Source organism: Streptomyces sp. NBC_01476 (assembly GCF_036227265.1).
Lineage (GTDB): Bacteria > Actinomycetota > Actinomycetes > Streptomycetales > Streptomycetaceae > Actinacidiphila.
In genome coordinates, this window is sequence record NZ_CP109446.1 from 7,080,634 (window position 1) to 7,097,080 (window position 16,447).

Genomic DNA, 16,447 nt, shown 5'->3' on the forward strand with positions numbered 1-16,447 from the left:
GTTTCTCGCCGAAGGGAGTGAACCATGACCGCCGCGAAGTCCCCGCACATCGCCGACGTGCCGAACTCCGCCGGGGAGCCCGTGCCCACGGTGCCGACGACAGCCGATGTCTACGGCGCCTATCCGCGGCTGACGGACGACCAGATCGCGATTCTGAGATCGTGCGGACAGGTACGGCCCGTCCGCGAGGGGGAGCAGCTCTTCCGAGCGGGCGAACCCAGCGGGGAGTTCTTTGTCGTCCTCAGCGGCACGGTGGCCGTGGTCGAGGACCACGGCGACAAGGAGCACGTCGTCCAGCTGCATGGTCCGCACAGCTTCCTCGGCGAACTCGGCGTACTGGAGGGCCAGCGCGCCTTCCTCAGCGCGGTGGTGAGAACACCCGGCGAGGTGCTGGCGGTGGGGCCGGCCGCCCTGCGCGACCTGCTCAGCCGCGAACCCGCGCTCGGCGACGTGATCCTGCGGGCCTACCTGCTGCGCCGTACGATGCTGGCCGGCGCGGGCACGGGCTTCCGTATCATCGGCTCCGCCTTCTCTCCCGACACCCGGCGGCTGCTGGAGTTCGCCGCCCGCAACCGCCTCCCGCACCGCTGGGCCGATCTGGAGAAGGACACCGAGGCCGAGGCGTTGCTGATGCGTCTTGGTGTCGCTCCGGAGGAGACCCCGGTCGTCGTCTGGCACGACTACCGGGTGCTGCGCAATCCCTCCAACGTCGAACTCGCCGAGCTGATCGGGCTGCGGACCGGGACCGTCGCGAGGGTCGTCTGCGACCTTGTGGTGATCGGCGCGGGACCCGGGGGCCTGGCCGCCGCGGTGTACGGCGCCTCCGAGGGACTCTCCACCGTGGTCATGGACGCGGTGGCGACCGGCGGCCAGGCCGGCACGTCCCCCCGGATCGAGAACTACCTCGGCTTCCCCGCCGGGATCTCCGGCATGGAACTCGCCGAACGCGCCGTGGTGCAGGCCAACCGATTCGGCGCCCGGATCGTCGTCCCCGCCGAGGCCGCCGGCCTCGAACAGCGTGACGGGGTCAACGTGGTGGAGGTTGCCGACGGCGGCACGGTCGGAGCCAACAGCGTGGTGGTGGCCACCGGCGCCCGCTACCGGCGGCTGACCGCCCCCGGCGTCGAGCGGTTCGAGGGACTCGGTGTCCACTACGCCGCCACTCTCTGGGAGGCACAGACCTGCCGCTTTGACCCGGTGGCCGTCGTCGGCGGTGGCAACTCCGCCGGCCAGGCGGCTCTGTTCATGGCGCGTGAGTCGCCCGCCGTCCATCTGCTGGTCCGCGGCGGCGACCTCGGCCACAGCATGTCCCGCTACCTGATCGACCGGATCGAGCGGCATCCCCGGATCCGCGTCCGGCTGCACACCGAGGTCCGGGAGGTCACCGGCGAGGACAGGGTCGAGTCGGTCGTCGTCGAGGACAACCGCACCCGCGGGCAGGAGGTGCTGACCGTCCGTGCCCTGTTCGTCTTCATCGGTGCGCGCCCCGGCACATCCTGGCTCGCCGACGCCGTCCCCCTGGACCCGCGCGGCTTCCTTCCGACCGGGCAGGACGTGGCGGCGCCGGCGGAACTCTGGAAGCCACTCGCCCGCGCCCCGCTTGCCCTTGAGACCGGACTGCCGGGGGTCTTCGCCATCGGCGACGTCCGCAGTGGTTCGGTCAAGCGGGTGGCCTCCGCGGTCGGCGAGGGTGCCATGGCCGTCCGCCTGGCGCACGAGCACCTCGGGGACGTGGGACCGTCCGGCATCCGATGACCTCGGCTGACCCCAGCCAGCCCGCTTCAGCCCATCCACCGCCGTGAAAAGGAGAAATGACATGCCCGTCATGGGAGTTCCCAAGTTCGAGCGCTTCTTCCGCGCAGCCGCCGGCCTCGATGTCAACAAGAACGACCTCAAGCGCTACAACGACTTCGTGGACGCCAAGCTCTACGACCTCTTCCTCATCGGCGCGGCCGATGCCAAGGCCAACGACCGGGACATCATCGAGCCGCAGGACCTCCCGGTCACCAAAGGTCTGCAAGAGAGCGTCCACGCTTTCAAGAAGCTGGAGGAGGGCATCGAACTGCGCCCGCTGCTCGACCAGCTCGCCGCCCGTCCCGCCCTCGGCATGGACGCCGCAGAGGACACCCAGCAGCGGCTGCCCGACCTGGCCGGCGGCCTCAGCGTCGCCCTCGCGCGCGCCCTCAAAACCATCGCCCGCGACACCCGCCGCCCCTCCACGGACCAGTGGGACGAGGCATTCGAACTCTTCGACCTGCTGATCTGAGGGGCACGTCCTGCGGAGCGATTCGGCCCGGGGCCGACCATGCGGCGCCGGGTCGGCCGGCAGACGCGTTGCCCCCGGTTCCGTCGGCGCAACCACGCGGACGTCGTCTCAGGTTGGGTGAGTTTCTTTACCGCAGGTGCGGTGGGGCGCGTCTTCCGGGTGACCGGTCAGCTTTATCAGCTTTGGGTGCGGCGGGTGCCGGGGACGAGGAGGGACAGCAGGACGGCGACCGCGGCGGCGGCGGCGAGTACGGCGAACCCCGTCGTGTAGCCGGCGGCGGAGGGCAGGCCGTCGGCGCGCACGCTGCCGGTCACGACAGCGGTGACCACCGCGGTACCCACCGCCCCACCGATGTTGCGGATGTTGGCGTTCATGCCGGTCGCGACACTCGTCTGGTCGGCCGGGACGGCATGGACCACGACACTCGTCATCGCCGAGTAGGCCAGCCCGAGTCCCAGGCCGAAGACCGTGCCGGCGAGCGCGATCTGCCACACCGCGTCATGGACGAAGGCGAAGCCCAGGCAACCGACACTCAACAGGGCCGAACCCCAGGCCAGTTGCGCCTTGAAGGAGACCACGTGGCGGGCCCGGCCACTGATCATCCCGCCGATCCCCATGGCGACCAGCATCGGGAGGATCACCAGCCCGGCGACCGTCACCGACACCCCGAATCCGTACCCGGCGGACGAGGGGGTTTCGATGAACTGGGGCAGGAACGTGAGGGTGGCGAACATGCCGGCGCCGAAGAGGAGGGCCACGGCGTTGGTGGTCCACACGGCGGGCCGCCGCATCATCGCCATGTCGACCACCGGGTTCGCCGAGCGGGACTCCCGCCGTACCCAGGCGGCGAAGGAGGCTGCGGCAACGGCGAGGAGCGCGACCGTGACAGGTGAGCCCCAGCCCCACTCCTGCCCCTCGCTGACCGGCAGCAGCAGGGCCAGCAGCCATACCGACAGCAAGGTGGCGGACGTCCAGTTGACGCGTCCGCCGGTCCGGACCGGGGACGCCGGCACGGACCGCCGGCACAGCACGCCGATGACGAGTACCGCGACCATCGGGATCCAGAACAGCCACCGCCACCCGAGGGCGTGGGTGATCGGCCCGGCGAGCACGGTGCCGATTCCGCCGCCGACCGCGATGACGCTGGACATCGCTCCCACCGCGGACGGGACGCGCTCGGGCGGGTACTCGTCGCGCAGGATGCCGAACGCGATCGGATAGATCGCGCCGCCGAGCCCCTGGATCACCCGCCCGGCGACCATCACGCCGATGTTCGGGGCCAGCGCCGAGACGAGGCTGCCCGCGGCGATCGCGGCCAGCACCACCAGCAGCGCCTTGTCCTTGCCCATCATGTCGGCGAGCCGTCCGAGGATCGGCGTGGCCACCGAGGCCGACAGCAGCCAGGCGATCAGCACCCACGACACTCCGGTCTGTGTGGTGTGCAGATCCTGCTGGATCGTCGGCAGCACCGGGCTGATCAGCGACTGCAGCATCGCGAAGGCCCCGGCGCCGGCCGCCAGCAGTACGAAGACCGCCCGGGCGGACGTCCGCGGGTGTTCTCTCCCGGGCAGCCCGGGAGCGGGCCTCCCGGCGGCGGCAGTGGCGGCAACACCGGAGGCAGAGGAGGCAGAGGAGGCAGAGGAGGCAGAGGTGGCGGGGGTAGCAGCGGAAGGCGTCGAGGACGCCGGATGCGAGGCAGACAACGGAAACCATCCCTTGCGGCGCCAGGGCCGGACCAGGCCGCCGCTGCACGCCTATACTGAGAAGACGACTCCGAATATCCGGAGCTCGATTATTACTTTACCGATAACGTCACTCCGTTTCAACTGGAGGGGAGACCGGCCATGCCCGTCGACCTCAGCGCCCTGCGTGCACCGCGGCCGCACCGCGCCGACGCGGCCCGCAATTACGACCGCCTGCTCGCGGCGGCCCGTGTGGTCTTCACCGAGTACGGGGCCGATGCCCCCCTCGACGAGATCGCGCGCCGGGTGGGGGTCGGGATCGCCACGCTTTACCGCAACTTCCCCACCCGGGAGTCCTTGCTGGAGAACGTCTACCTCACCGAGGTCGAGGCGGTGTGCCGTGCGGCCCAGAGCCTGGACGGCCAAGAACCCTGGAAGGCCATCACCGAATGGCTGCACCGCTTTGTCGACTACGTCGCGACCAAGCGCGCCGTCGCCACCAGCCTCGACCACGACTCCCCGGTCTACCGCAGCTGCATCCAGGCCCTGTTCGAGGCCGGCGGGCCGCTGCTGGAACGCGCCCAGACAGCAGGGCTCATGCGCACCGACGTCGACATCGACGACGTCATGCGCTTCGTCATGGCCTACGCCACCGTCAACTTCGCCGGCGCCGAGCAGCGCGACAGGATGCTCCAGATCGCCTTCGACGGCCTGCGGCGCAGCAGCCAGTTCCCCGCCTGAGCACGCCGGCTGCCGGGCCTACCGGGGTTCGCCGTGACCACGGTGTTCTCCTCTATGCCGCACGTGACGCAGCCGGACCGGCGTACGCCTCACGAGCCAGCCACAGGAAGCAAGCAGATTCCGCCTGGCCATCCCGCGGACCCGGCGCGGGACCACGCTGTTGGTGGCCGGCCTGGCCACGAGCCGTGGAGGAGGCGGGCGTTGAGGAAGCGGTGAAGGCCGGCCGGGCTGGACTTGCCGCAGTCGCGTCGTGGTGGACCGCACTCCGGCGCCTCTGTCAGCTGTTCGGGGTTGTTGCATCCGGCTCGTGCAGGTGGGACTGTGCGTGCTGGCAGCCCTTGCGGGCGTGCGGTGGGACATCGATCTGCCCTGCGAGGTGAGGCCGCCCTGTGCGATGGTGGTCGTATGGCCGGCGAGGTGAGGTTCGAGCCCGATCTGTATCGGGGCACCGCCGGTTACTACGACAGGTTCCGGCTGCCCTATCCCGACGTGATGATCGCCGACCTCGCGCGCCGGACAGCCCCCTCGGGGCGCGGACGCTTGCTCGACCTGGCATGCGGCACCGGCCAGCTCGCCTTTCCGCTGCGCGGTTGGTTCGCCGACGTATGGGCTGTGGACGCCGAACCCGGCATGACCGAGGTGGTCCGTGCCAAGGCGACCGACGCCGGTGCGGCCCAGATCCGGACGGTCACTGCCGGCGCGGAGGAATTGCGTGCCGAGCCGGAGAGCTTCGAACTGATCGTCATCGGCAATGCCTTCCACCGGCTCCGCCGCCCCCTGGTTGCCGAGCGCGCTCACACCTGGCTGAAGCCCGGTGGCTGTCTCGCGCTGTGCTGGTCCACCAGCCCGTGGGCGGGCACCCACGACTGGCAGCGGGCGCTCGACCGCCTGCTGCGCAGATGGCAGAACGATCTCGGGGCGTCCGGCCGCGTTCCGCCCGGCTGGGACCAGGCAAGGAAGCGGGACCCCGACCACGCGGTTTTGTCCCGGGCCGGGTTCGAGCCTGCCGGACGTCACGAGTTCGCTGTCGAGTACCAGTGGGCGATTGGTGAGCTCGCCGGGCACATTCGGTCGACGTCCTTCCTGCCGCCCTCGGTGCTCGCAAGCCACGCCGCCGAGTTCGATGCCGACCTCACCACCGAACTGAGCGGTCACACGGTTGACGGCCGGCTCACCGAAACGGTGAGCTTCGCTTATGAGTTGGTCCGTAAGCCAGTTCATGGGTGATCGCCGGGGGACCGTAGCGGTCACCGGGCGAGCAGGCGGCCCGGAAGCCTCCCGCGCCGCCGTCGGGAAGTAGTCGGACGCTCGATGAGAGGGCCAGGTCTTCGGGAGCGTGGATGACTTGGGCGTAGATCTCGTTTCGTTCGGACAGTTCGTCGTTGTGCTGGCGTAGCCGTTTGTTGGCCGTTCTGAGGTCGTCGACTTCGGCCCGGAGGGTTTGGAAGGCGGCGGGGATTCCGTTCACGGATTCCCGGGCTTCTTCACAAACCAGTCCGTCATAGCGTCGTGCCCTCAACGGCTCCGGAGCCGTTGAGGGCACGACGCTATGACGGACTGGTCCTGTCGCAGCCGCGGCGCGTTCGGCGGTGGTCCTTCACACCGTCGGCCAAGACGCGTCCGGCAAGGGTCAGGCGTAGGTGTAGACGGCGGGGAGTGTGGTGGTGCCGGAGGCGGTCCTGACGGTGACGGCGGCTGTTCCGGCGGCCGGGTTGGGGGGGACGACGACGGTCAGGACGGTGTCGGACTGGACGCTGTACTGGACGAGTACGCCGTTGAACGTCACCGAGTCCGTGGTCGACAGGTTCAGACCGTAGAGGTTGATGACGTTTCCGCCGGCGACCGGTCCGGTGCTGGGGCTCAGGGTGCTGAGGAAGGGCGGATCGATGTACGCGTAGGTGATGGTTCCGGGGGTGGCGCCGCCGGCTGTCGTGACGGTGACGGGGACCAGGCCGGGGGCGGCCGCGGGCGGGACGGTGACGGTGATGAGCTGGTCGCTGACGACGGTGGGCACGGCGGGTGTTGGGCCGAACCGTACCTGGGTGGCGGTGCCGAGCTTGTTGCCGTGGATGTTGATGATGTTCCGGCCGGGGGTCGGGCCGGCGTCGGGGCTGAGGCTTTCCAGTGTGCCGCCGGGCGAGTAGACGTACGGTTTGGGGTTGCTCGTGCCTCCCGGGGTGGTGACGGTGAGCTGGGCGACGCCGACGCCGGGCGGGGCGACCACGAGGATCTGAGCGGGTGTGTTCGCCATGATGGTGCCGGGTACCTGGCCGAACCTCACCGCCGTGGTGCCGTTCAGATTGGTGCCGGTGATGGTCACGATGTTGCCGCCGGCTTCCGGCCCGGCTGCTGGGCTGATCATGTTGATGAGTGCGAGGACGGTGACGGTGTTGGCGCCGCTGTTGGACACGTAGGCGGTCAGTCCACTGGCGGCGACCCCTACCCCGGTCGGCTGATGGCCGACGCTGATGGTGTTGCTCACCGTGTTCGTGGTGGTGTCGATGTAGCTGACGTTGTCGGAGCCGTTGTTCGCGACGTAGACGTGGCTGTTGTCCGGGGTGACCGTCACGCCCCACGGTGCGGTGCCCACCGGGATGGTGGCGGTGATCGTCCGGGTGGCGGTGCTGATCACGCTGACGGTGTTGGCGGTGCTGTTGGCCACGTACAGGTACTTGCTGTCGGTGGTGATCGCCGCGCCGTAGGGGGCCGACAAGCCGGGGACGGTCGCCACGACCGTGTTGGTGACCGTGCTGATCACGCTGACGGAGCTGCCGCCCTGGTTGGTGACATAGACCTCCAGGTCGTTGGGGGCAGTCACGACCCAGGTGGGCTTGAGCCCGACCGGGATGGTCGCGACGACGGCGCGGGTGACGGTGCTGATGACGCTGACGGTGTTCGAGTCCTGGTTGGCGACGTAGGCGAACAGGCCGTCGGGGCCGACCTGGATACCGAAGGGGCTCTTGCCCACCCCGATGGTGTTGGTGACCGCGAAGAGGTTCCGCTGCACCACACTGACGCTGTTGCCACCGCTGTTGGCCACGTAGAGGTACACGTTGTCCGGGGTGAGCGAGACCCCAGCGGGGGCGGTCAGCGGAGCCGCGGGGGTGGAGATGGTGAGCGTTCCGGTGTCGAGGATGCTGACGGTGCCCGAGGCTTGGCTGGCCGCGAAGGCGAGCGGTGGACCGAGGGGGCTGGTCGCCAGTCCCAGCGGTCTGGTCCCCGCCGGGAGTGTGGCGATCACCTGCGGGGCCGGGGCGACGAGACTTGCCGAGAGGGCGTGGATGGACGGAGCCGGAAGCGCGACTTTTTCCGCGGGTGCGGTGGCGGTGCCGGCGGGGGCGGGGGCGCTTTTGGGGGTGCCACCGGATTCCTGCTTGGACTTCGTGGGCATGACTGTCTCCTTGAGCGGGTGAGGTGAGCGAGAACGATGAGCCGAACGCGTTGAAACGGTGGGCCGAACGTATGGAGCGGAACCGGAACGGACGGATTACGGTTCGCCGGCAGGGCGGAGAATGCCTTTTCCCGGGCCGGAACCGGCTTGTGCAAGGGCCGGCGGGGGCGTCGGGGTGTCATCCCGCAGGCGGGCTCAGCGGGGTTGTTCGCCGCCCTGCCGGGCGGTCATGAGGGCGGGTTGCCAGGAACTCGGCAGACGCGGGCCTGGACCGCCACTGGCGATTGCGAAGTCATCTGGTGGGAGAGAGTCCGTTGCGGCGCCGTGAGCGCCACCGCCGCCTGGCCTGACGTCCAGGCCGGTGAGCGGGCAAGCCGACCGGCAATCCACCGGCGAGAATGAGCGGCTCGCCTGAAGAGATGTGACTACTAACCCATGAGAGTGAAACGATCGACAATAGCCTTGACTCGGGTTCACCCGAACGGTGGAGCGCTCGACACGGCGGCGCATCCGGCGTACCCCTGACGGCACGACGCGCCCCAGGATCAGCGCGGACCCGGACCCCGCGCCGCTTGAACCCACCGGGGGCGGGAGATGGTGCCGGTGCCCAGGGCCACCGAGCCGTCACGGTCCAGGGTCCGGTCGGCGAAGGCGGTGCGGGTGCGGGTGCCCGGGGTGGCCGAACTCCCGATCTGCCGGCAGCCGGGCGGCTGTCGGGCAGGCGGCCTGTGCCGCGCTGTTCCACCAGCGGCGGATCGGCTCGGCCGCGAGCGGGACGGTGGCCTGGTCGGTGCCCCGTTGACCCAGCCGGTGTTCGCGGCGATGTCGCGGACCCCGTAGAGCACCGCTCTGCCCAGCGGCGTACGCGGCCGGAGGGCCCGCCGGGAGATGGGGCCGCCGCAGGACCGTACGCCGCGGGTGGCGGATGAGTGTCGCTCCCGCGTCCTTGTCAGACCGCTCGGATCGCGGCCACGACGCGGCGCAGCGGCAACTCCAGCCGGCGGCCGGGGCGCGCCCAGCGGGTGAGGGCCCTCTTGGCGGTTTCCGCGCGTCGTTCGGTGAGGTTCGGCAGATAGAGAGCGTCGACCAGTAGGGATGCGGCGTCGGCCGAGTCCACCGCGAGGATGAAGACGCGCCGCTCGTCGGACCGTACAAGGAAGCCGGACCGGCGCAGCAGGGGCGCGAGCCCGTCGCGGGCCCGCGGGTTGGGCCACGGTTGGCGGACGGTACGCAGACTGGTCATCACCCGGGCCCAACCGAGCAGACCCGCCGCGGAGAGCCCCGACTGACAGGGCACGAGTGCCGCCAGCGTTCCGCCGGGCCGCAGGACGCGCCGGATCTCGTCCAGTACCTGGGGCAGTGGGGTCAGGACCGGCAGACACATCGCGGCGCAAACGGCCCCGACAGACTCCGAAGCGACCGGTAGGGCGTCCGCACTCGCCCGGATCAAGGGCCGCGGCCGAGGCGTGCGGCCTCGGCGAGCTCCCCGGCCGAGGAATCGACGCCGATCCAGCCCTCGTGCGGGAGCACCGCGCGGGTCGGCGCCGAGCCGCAGGCCAGGTCGAGCACGGTGCCGGCTTCGGTGCGCAGTGCTTCGGCCAGCCAGGTGTACGGGGAGGAGTCGGCCTGCTGGAAGAGGCGCTCGGTGATGCCGGAGCGCGTGTCGTGATAAGCGCTGAGGTAGCGGCGCCAGTCCCGTTCGTCCATTGAGCTGCTCCTTACCGATGCGCCGTTGGGCCGTTCCCTACCGGTGCGCCGTGCCTCCGTGTCTCCGTGCGCCCGTGCGCCGTGCGGCGTTCTGACGGGCGACCAGCCCGCAGCCCCGCAGCCCCGCAGCCCCGCGTACCCGCGGTCCGCGGGCCCGTCGGGAACCCTTCTGGGTCCCGGGACCTTCCGTGCGGCGACACGCCGGACCCGCTGAGAAGGCGGCGCGGCGACGATCTGCAGAAGATGGGCGCGAGAGGGAAAGGCAGAACCGCTGTGGCGGCCCCACAGCGTCCGCCGTCCCGTTACGAATGTGTCGGCCAGTGTCCGAGAACCGGAGAACTCGCACGATGAGCGCATACGACCTGGTGGTCATCGGCGGCGGCAGCGCGGGACTGACGGCCGCCCGCACTGCGGCCCGCCTGGGCGCACGCACGCTGCTCGTCGAGCGGGACCGGCTCGGCGGGGACTGCCTGTGGACCGGATGTGTGCCCAGCAAGGCACTGCTGCACGTGGCGGCCGAGGTGCACTCCGCCCGCCGCGTGGGGGCTTACGGGCTCGCTGCCGCATCAGGTCCCGCCGACCTCGCGGCGGCCATGCGGCACGTCCGGCAGGCGATCGCGGTCATCGAGCCGCACGACTCCGCCGCATCGCTTGCCCCGCTCGGCGTCGAGGTCGCCCGCGGTCAGGCCGTGTTCACCGGAGCGCGCGCACTCACGATCGGGTCGGCCGGCGCGGCAAGGGAGGTCTCCTTCCGGTACGCGGTGATCGCCACCGGGTCGGCCCCGGTGTTGGTGCCCGTGCCGGGGCTGGCCGAGGCGCAGCCGCTGACCAGCGACACCGTGTGGGGCCTGGACGCCTTGCCGGGGCGGTTGGTGGTGCTGGGCGGCGGGGCGATCGGCTGCGAACTGGGCCAGGCCTTCGCCCGCCTCGGCTCGAAGGTGACGCTGGTGGAGGCCCTGGACCGGCTGCTGCCGCGCGAGGAACCCGCCGCTTCACAACTCGTCCAGGAGCGGCTGGAGGCCGAGGGCGTCCGGGTGCTGACCAGCTTCCGTGCGGAGAAGGTCGCCGATCGCACGGTGCACGGACCGGGCGATCCCCTGCCCTACGACGTGCTGCTCGCCGTGACCGGCCGGCGCGCCCGCACCGCCGGGCTGGGTGTGGAGGCGGCCGGGGTGGAGCTGACCGGGCGTGGCGAGGTCCGGGTCGATGACCGGCTGCGCAGCACCAACCCGCGGATCTACGCCGCCGGGGACGTCACCGGCCGTTCCGCGTTCACCCATCTGGGCGGGGTGCAGGGCGGGGCCGCTGCCGTGGACGCCCTGCTGGGGGTGCGGCAGCCCATCGACTACGGGGCGGTCCCGTGGGTGACGTTCACCGATCCCGAGGTCGCCCGGGTGGGGCTGAGCGCCGAGCAGGCCCGTGAACGCCATGGCGGGCGGGCGCGGGTCCGCCACCTGGGCGACGACCGGGTGGACCGGGCCGTCGCCGACGGCCGCACCGAAGGGTTCACCTCCCTCGTGCTCGGCCCGCGCGGCAGGATCGTCGGCGCGACGGTGGTCTCGCCGCGGGCCGGAGAGACCATCGCGCATCTGGCGGCGGCGGTACGGCTGGGCTGGACGGCGTCGCAGTACGCGGAGACCGTGCACCCGTATCCGGCCTACACCGACGGCCCCTGGCACGCCGCGCTCGGTGAGGTGTACGACCGGCTGACCCGCGCCGACCGGGCCACCGGAGCCCTGCTGCGGCTTCGCAGAGCGGTACGGCGATGATCCTGCGGCCCGTCCCGGGCGCGCTCTTCACCGCGATGGCGCAGGACCAGCCCGTCTCGTTCGATCCACAACCGCCCTACGTGAAGAGCAGGAGAGGCACTGATGGGAATCGCGGCGGCACTGCGCGCCCTGGAACACGCCACCCGTCCCTACGACCCCGAGTTCGCCGCGGCCATGGAAACCCGCTGGGCCGAACTGCCCGAGGCGGTCAGAACACCGGCCCAGATCATCGGCCGTCACGGCCTCAGCTGCGAGGGCACCCACGGCGTCTTCCCCCGGTGCAACCTGAAGTGCACCCCCTGCTACCACTCCCGCGACGCCAACCAGGTGCGCGTCGACGGCGCGCACACCCGCGAGCACGTCGCCGCCCAGATGGGACTTCTGCGCCGGCTGCGCGGCCCGCGCGGGCACGCGCAGCTCATCGGCGGCGAGGTGAGTCTGCTGCCGCCCGACGACCACGCCGCCGCCCTGGAGATCATGCGCGCGCACGGCCGCGAACCCATGAGTTTCACCCACGGCGACTTCGACTACGACTACCTCGAACGCCTCGCACTGGGCGACGACGGCACACCCCGCTTCGGACGGCTGTCGTTCGCCGCGCACTTCGACAAGTTCATGTACGGCCGGCGCGGCATCGAACGCCCCGCCAGCGAAGCGGAGTTGACCCCGTACCGCCGGCGGTTCGCCGAGATGTTCGCCCGGCTGCGCGCCGAGCACGGCGTACGCTCCTTCCTCGCGCACAACATGACCGTCACCCCCGGCAATCTCGACGAGATCGCGCAGGTCGTCCGGGACAGCCGCGCCCTGGGCTACGGCCTGTTCTCCTTCCAGCCCGCGGCGTTCCTCGGTGACGAGCGCCGCTGGAAGGAGGACTACCGGGAGGCGACCCCGGACGCGGTATGGGCGGAGATCGAACGCGGCGCCGGCACGCGACTGGACTACAACGTGTTCCACAACGGCGATGTGCGCTGCAACCGCACGGCTTACGGCTTCTACGCGGGCGACCGGTGGTTCCCGTTCCTCGACGGCGACGACCCGCACGACCTGGCCGTACGCGACGGGTTCTTCCGCCACTTCGGGAAAGTCATCTTCACCGGTACCCCGCCCGCCCTGCTGGCAGGCCGACTGCTGCGGGTGATCGTCCGCCACCCCGGCATCGTGCCGGCCGCGTTGGGCTGGCTGGCCCGTACGGTACGCCGGGTGGGCGTCACCCGGCTGGTCCGCAACCGCTTCCGGGTGCGGTCGGTGACGTTTGTGATGCACCAGTTCATGGACGCCAAGGACGTCGCCCCCGCGTGGCAGTTGACGCAGCGCGGCGAGACGAGCGACGACCCGAGGCTGCGCGAGACCCAGGAACGGCTCGCGGCCTGTCACTACACCATGGCGCACCCGGAAAACGGCACCCTGGTCCCGGCATGCGTCCAGCACTCCGTCCTCGACCCCGCCGAGAACGCGGCGCTGCGTACCCTGCTGCCGGTCATCGAGGTACGCACCCCGGTCAACCGCCCCGCCACCAAGGAGCAGTAGTCCATGCGCATCGGCGTCATCACCGGCTCGGGAAACTACGACTGGCCCCACCTCCAGGAAGCCGCGGCCCGTCAGGTGGTCACCGATCACGGCGAGGTCACCGTCACCGAAGGCCGCCTGAAGGACGTACAGGTGGTGCAGTTGCCGCGGCACGGCGCGGGCCATCACCGACTGTCGCACCAGGTCGACCACAAGGCCAACCTCGCGGCGCTGCTGGCCTGCGAAGTCCGGGCCGTGGTGTCGCTGACCGTCTGCGGCGCCGTCACCGCCTCTGTGCGGCCCGGCTCGCTGGTGGTCTTCGACGACCTGTACTTCCCCGCCAACCGGCTGCCCGACGGCGCACCGTGCACCTGGTACGACACCCCCGGCGCGGCCGGCCGCGGCCACTGGATCTTCGACCGCCCCTTCAGCGAGCCGCTGCGCCAGGCCCTGCTCGACGCCGCCACCCGTACCGGCGTCCCGGTCGTGTCCGGCGGGGTGTACGGACACGTGGACGGACCGCGCTTCAACTCCAGGGCCGAGATCGCGGCCCTGGCCGCGGCGGGCGTCACCGCCGTCAGCCAGACCGCGGGCCCGGAGGTGGTGCTGGCAGGGGAGGCGGAACTGCCGCTGGCCCTGGTCGGCTACGTCACGGACCACGCGAACGGTGTCGCGCCCGAGCCCGAGCCGGTCGAGGCGCTGCTGGCCCGGATGGCGGCGAGCAAGGAGATCTTCGCCGACCTCGTCACGCACGCCCTGCCGGGCCTGGACGAGGTGACGGCCGCAGGCTTCGTCCACCGGTTCGCTTCATGACCGCAGGAGTCCCTTCCGTCCCGCTGGGTCAGCGCGGCACGCACCTCGGGCAGCGGACGGTGGCCGCCACCCGTACGGTGCTCGCCGCCGGCGCGGGACCTGTGCGGGTCATCGCAACCGGCGCGCCCACCCTGACCGCCGCCCGCACCGTACCGGAGCCGCACGACGTGGTGCAGGCCCGCGAAAGGGGACTGTCCGTCGAACCCCTGCGGAAACCAGGGGACTTGGACACAGCGATGGACGCAGCCGCGTTCCTTGCCGAACCAGGAGAACCAGGACCACCGCCGGCGACCGCCGCCGCGCCGCGGGCGAACGGGCAGCGGGGGTACGTATGAGCCGGGTGTCGATCGTCGTTCCCGTACTGAACGAGGAGTCGACCGTCGAAGACACGCTGCGGCGGCTGCGCGACGACTTCCCGGACTGCGAGGTGATCGTCGTCGACGGGGGTTCCGCCGACGCCACCGTCACGCTGGCCCGGCGGTACGCGACCGTGCTGCGCACACTCCCCGGCCGGGCCCGGCAGATGAACGAAGGCGCCCGGCGTGCCACCGGCGATGTCCTGTGGTTCGTCCACGCCGACACCGTCGTCGCCCCGGCGGCCCTGGCCCAGATCAGGGACTGCCTCGCCGATCCCCGCGTCGTGGGCGGCGGCCTGACGATCCGTTTCGACCGGCGCACCCCGGCCCTGACCTATCTGGCATGGACCTCCAACGCCCGCGCCCGGCGCCTGCACCACATCTTCGGGGACCAGGCCATGTTCATCCGCCGCGGCGTCTTCGACGAACTCGGCGGCTTCCCCGACATCGCGCTGATGGAGGACCTGGAGATGTCCCGCAGACTCCACCGCCGCGGCGACCTGCGCCTGCTGCCCGCGACCTCCACGGCCTCCGCGCGCCGCCTGGTCGCGCACGGAACCTGGCGCATGATTGTCTTCATGCAGTACTTGAAACTGCTCTACTTCGCAGGCGTCGACCCCGAACGCATCCGCGCCCGCTACGCCGCAGGACCCCGGCTGTGGCAGCGGCCGGGCAAGCATCCCGGCGCCCAGCGGGATGCGCACAGGTGACGACCGACGACCCCCGCTCCCCGGGCCGCAGAGGCGCCGACCTCGCCGCCCGGCTGGACACACTCCGCTGGAACGGCCTTCACACCACGATCCTGCTGGCCCTCGGCGCCGGCTGGCTCTTCGACTCCTTCGAAGTTCAACTGTTCGGCAGCGCCGTCGGACCCATGGGCGCGCACTTCGGCGCCTCGGTCTTCGCCCAGGACGCCGTCCTCGCGGTCTGGCTCACCGGCATCCTCATCGGCGCCCTGGCCGGCGGCTACCTCGCCGACCGGTACGGGCGGCGCCGCCTGTTCGTGCTCACACTGCTCTGGTACGCGGCTTTCACCGTCCTGACCGCGGGCAGTCCCGCGCTCGGCGTCGTCTACGTCCTGCGTTTCCTGGCCGCCCTCGGCGTCGGCGCCGAGTACGCCATCGTCAACGCGGCCATCGCCGAGCTGATGCCCGCCCGCGTCCGCGGCAAGGCCGGCGCCGTCGTGATGAACTTCTGGGCGGCCGGGGCCGTGCTGGCCGGGCTGCTCGCCTACCTTCTGCTGAACACCTTGGCCCTGAACGACGACGTCTCCTGGCGCTACCTGTTCGCCGGCGGCGGCCTGCTCGCCCTGGTCGTACTGTTCTTCCGCCGCCGCATCCCCGAATCGCCGCGCTGGCTCGCCTCTCAGGCACGCTACGCGGAAGCAGAGGCGATCGTCGCCCGCATGGAGGCCCACTCAGGACGGGCACCCGGGACAGCGAACGCGGCGCAGGTTCCCACGGCAGGCGCCGCACCCGGCACGGCGAACGCGGCGCAGGCTCCCACGGCGGGCACCGCACCCGGCACGGCCCTGAGCCCGCGGCAGGCACTCGGTGAACTCACCCGCCACCACCGCGGTCGGCTCGCGCTCGGCGCGGTGCTGGACCTGTCCGAGGCGTTCGGCTACTACGGCATCTTCGCCCTGCTGTCGGTGGTCGTCCTGAAGCAGGTGGCGATCGGGCACGCCCAGGTGCCGTTCTTCTTCATCGTCGGCAACATCGGGGCACTCGCCGGAGGTCTGGCGATGTCGCTCGTCCTCGACCGGCTCGGACGCCACCGGACGGTGGCCGTCTCCTACACCCTCGCCGCCGCCGGCGTCGGGCTGCTGGCCTGGGCCACCACGACCGGCAGCGCCTGGTGGGTGACGCTCGCCTTCATCGTCGCCAGCGGCTTCGCCACGGCCGCCTGGACCTCGGCGTACCCGACCTTCACCGAACTGTTCCCCACCCATCTGCGTGCCGCCGGAGTGGGTTTCTGCGTGGCTGCCGGACGGATCGGCGCCATTGTGGGCACGCTGTCCCTGCCCGATCTGGCCACCCGCATCGGCGCCACCGCCTCCTACTCGCTGGTCGTCGCCTGCTGGCTGGCAGGGGTCGCCGCCATCGTCATATTCAGGCTGCGCGGCGGCATCGACGCCGCGACCCGGCCCCTGGAGGCGGCCACCGTCCCCAACCCCGCCTGAACCACCCCCTGCCCCGGAGCACACGGAGACCCCA

14 protein-coding genes are annotated in these 16,447 nt (G+C 71.2%); 10 read left to right on the forward strand and 4 right to left on the reverse strand.

Features of this window, described 5'->3' with window-relative positions; translation table 11 throughout:
* Window positions 1-24: 24 nt before the first annotated feature.
* The gene (locus OG552_RS30685) at window positions 25-1,755 is read left to right on the forward strand and encodes an FAD-dependent oxidoreductase (protein WP_329138430.1); all 1,731 of its coding nucleotides are present in this window, start codon (window positions 25-27) and stop codon (window positions 1,753-1,755) included.
* Between the two features lie 61 nt (window positions 1,756-1,816).
* Window positions 1,817-2,266 carry a DUF1931 family protein gene (locus tag OG552_RS30690; RefSeq protein WP_329138432.1) on the forward strand — a complete coding sequence of 150 codons (450 nt, stop codon included), beginning with the start codon at window positions 1,817-1,819 and terminating at the stop codon, window positions 2,264-2,266.
* A 176-nt stretch (window positions 2,267-2,442) separates the two neighbouring features.
* Here OG552_RS30690 and OG552_RS30695 read toward each other — a convergent pair whose 3' ends face one another.
* The gene (locus OG552_RS30695; RefSeq protein ID WP_329141289.1) at window positions 2,443-3,837 is read right to left on the reverse strand and encodes an MFS transporter; all 1,395 of its coding nucleotides are present in this window, start codon (window positions 3,835-3,837) and stop codon (window positions 2,443-2,445) included.
* 273 nt (window positions 3,838-4,110) lie between these two features.
* Between OG552_RS30695 and OG552_RS30700 the strand changes: the two genes are divergently transcribed.
* On the forward strand, window positions 4,111-4,689 hold the full coding sequence (locus tag OG552_RS30700) for a TetR/AcrR family transcriptional regulator (protein ID WP_329138434.1): 579 nt from the start codon (window positions 4,111-4,113) through the stop codon (window positions 4,687-4,689).
* Window positions 4,690-5,094: 405 nt separating this feature from the next.
* On the forward strand, window positions 5,095-5,916 hold the full coding sequence (locus OG552_RS30705; RefSeq protein WP_329138436.1) for a class I SAM-dependent methyltransferase: 822 nt from the start codon (window positions 5,095-5,097) through the stop codon (window positions 5,914-5,916).
* A gap of 403 nt (window positions 5,917-6,319) precedes the next feature.
* Here OG552_RS30705 and OG552_RS30710 read toward each other — a convergent pair whose 3' ends face one another.
* The 3 genes from OG552_RS30710 to OG552_RS30720 all read right to left on the reverse strand — a co-directional run bounded on the left by OG552_RS30710 (window position 6,320) and on the right by OG552_RS30720 (window position 9,787).
* Window positions 6,320-8,080, reverse strand: coding sequence for an IPT/TIG domain-containing protein (locus tag OG552_RS30710; protein ID WP_329138438.1), 1,761 nt, complete (start codon window positions 8,078-8,080; stop codon window positions 6,320-6,322).
* Window positions 8,081-9,029: 949 nt separating this feature from the next.
* Entirely contained in the window at window positions 9,030-9,530 is a 501-nt protein-coding gene (locus tag OG552_RS30715) for a class I SAM-dependent methyltransferase (protein WP_329138440.1), read from the reverse strand.
* Window positions 9,527-9,787 carry a hypothetical protein gene (locus OG552_RS30720; protein WP_329138442.1) on the reverse strand — a complete coding sequence of 87 codons (261 nt, stop codon included), beginning with the start codon at window positions 9,785-9,787 and terminating at the stop codon, window positions 9,527-9,529. Before OG552_RS30720 ends, OG552_RS30715 begins: the two co-directional genes overlap by 4 nt.
* A 347-nt stretch (window positions 9,788-10,134) precedes the next feature.
* Between OG552_RS30720 and OG552_RS30725 the strand changes: the two genes are divergently transcribed.
* The 6 genes from OG552_RS30725 (at window position 10,135) to OG552_RS30750 (ending at window position 16,413) form a co-directional block, all read left to right on the forward strand.
* Window positions 10,135-11,556, forward strand: a complete 1,422-nt coding sequence (locus OG552_RS30725; RefSeq protein WP_329138444.1) for a dihydrolipoyl dehydrogenase family protein — start codon at window positions 10,135-10,137, stop codon at window positions 11,554-11,556.
* A gap of 102 nt (window positions 11,557-11,658) precedes the next feature.
* Entirely contained in the window at window positions 11,659-13,083 is a 1,425-nt protein-coding gene (locus tag OG552_RS30730) for a radical SAM domain-containing protein (protein WP_329138447.1), read from the forward strand.
* Between the two features lie 3 nt (window positions 13,084-13,086).
* Window positions 13,087-13,875, forward strand: a complete 789-nt coding sequence (locus tag OG552_RS30735) for an MTAP family purine nucleoside phosphorylase (protein ID WP_329138449.1) — start codon at window positions 13,087-13,089, stop codon at window positions 13,873-13,875.
* Window positions 13,872-14,210, forward strand: a complete 339-nt coding sequence (locus OG552_RS30740) for a hypothetical protein (protein WP_329138451.1) — start codon at window positions 13,872-13,874, stop codon at window positions 14,208-14,210. Before OG552_RS30735 ends, OG552_RS30740 begins: the two co-directional genes overlap by 4 nt.
* Window positions 14,207-14,941, forward strand: a complete 735-nt coding sequence (locus OG552_RS30745; RefSeq protein WP_329138453.1) for a TIGR04283 family arsenosugar biosynthesis glycosyltransferase — start codon at window positions 14,207-14,209, stop codon at window positions 14,939-14,941. The genes OG552_RS30740 and OG552_RS30745 overlap by 4 nt, the downstream gene beginning before the upstream one ends.
* Window positions 14,938-16,413: an MFS transporter gene (locus tag OG552_RS30750; protein ID WP_329138455.1), complete on the forward strand. Its 1,476-nt coding sequence runs from the start codon at window positions 14,938-14,940 to the stop codon at window positions 16,411-16,413. The genes OG552_RS30745 and OG552_RS30750 overlap by 4 nt, the downstream gene beginning before the upstream one ends.
* Window positions 16,414-16,447 lie beyond the last annotated feature (34 nt).

Coding starts and splice junctions, on each gene's coding strand:
- OG552_RS30685 (WP_329138430.1), top strand. CDS start 25: ATGACCGCCGCGAAGTCCCCGCACATCGCCGACGTGCCGAACTCCGCC.
- OG552_RS30690 (WP_329138432.1), top strand. CDS start 1,817: ATGCCCGTCATGGGAGTTCCCAAGTTCGAGCGCTTCTTCCGCGCAGCC.
- OG552_RS30700 (WP_329138434.1), top strand. CDS start 4,111: ATGCCCGTCGACCTCAGCGCCCTGCGTGCACCGCGGCCGCACCGCGCC.
- OG552_RS30705 (WP_329138436.1), top strand. CDS start 5,095: ATGGCCGGCGAGGTGAGGTTCGAGCCCGATCTGTATCGGGGCACCGCC.
- OG552_RS30710 (WP_329138438.1), bottom strand. CDS start 8,080: ATGCCCACGAAGTCCAAGCAGGAATCCGGTGGCACCCCCAAAAGCGCC.
- OG552_RS30720 (WP_329138442.1), bottom strand. CDS start 9,787: ATGGACGAACGGGACTGGCGCCGCTACCTCAGCGCTTATCACGACACG.
- OG552_RS30725 (WP_329138444.1), top strand. CDS start 10,135: ATGAGCGCATACGACCTGGTGGTCATCGGCGGCGGCAGCGCGGGACTG.
- OG552_RS30730 (WP_329138447.1), top strand. CDS start 11,659: ATGGGAATCGCGGCGGCACTGCGCGCCCTGGAACACGCCACCCGTCCC.
- OG552_RS30735 (WP_329138449.1), top strand. CDS start 13,087: ATGCGCATCGGCGTCATCACCGGCTCGGGAAACTACGACTGGCCCCAC.
- OG552_RS30740 (WP_329138451.1), top strand. CDS start 13,872: ATGACCGCAGGAGTCCCTTCCGTCCCGCTGGGTCAGCGCGGCACGCAC.
- OG552_RS30745 (WP_329138453.1), top strand. CDS start 14,207: ATGAGCCGGGTGTCGATCGTCGTTCCCGTACTGAACGAGGAGTCGACC.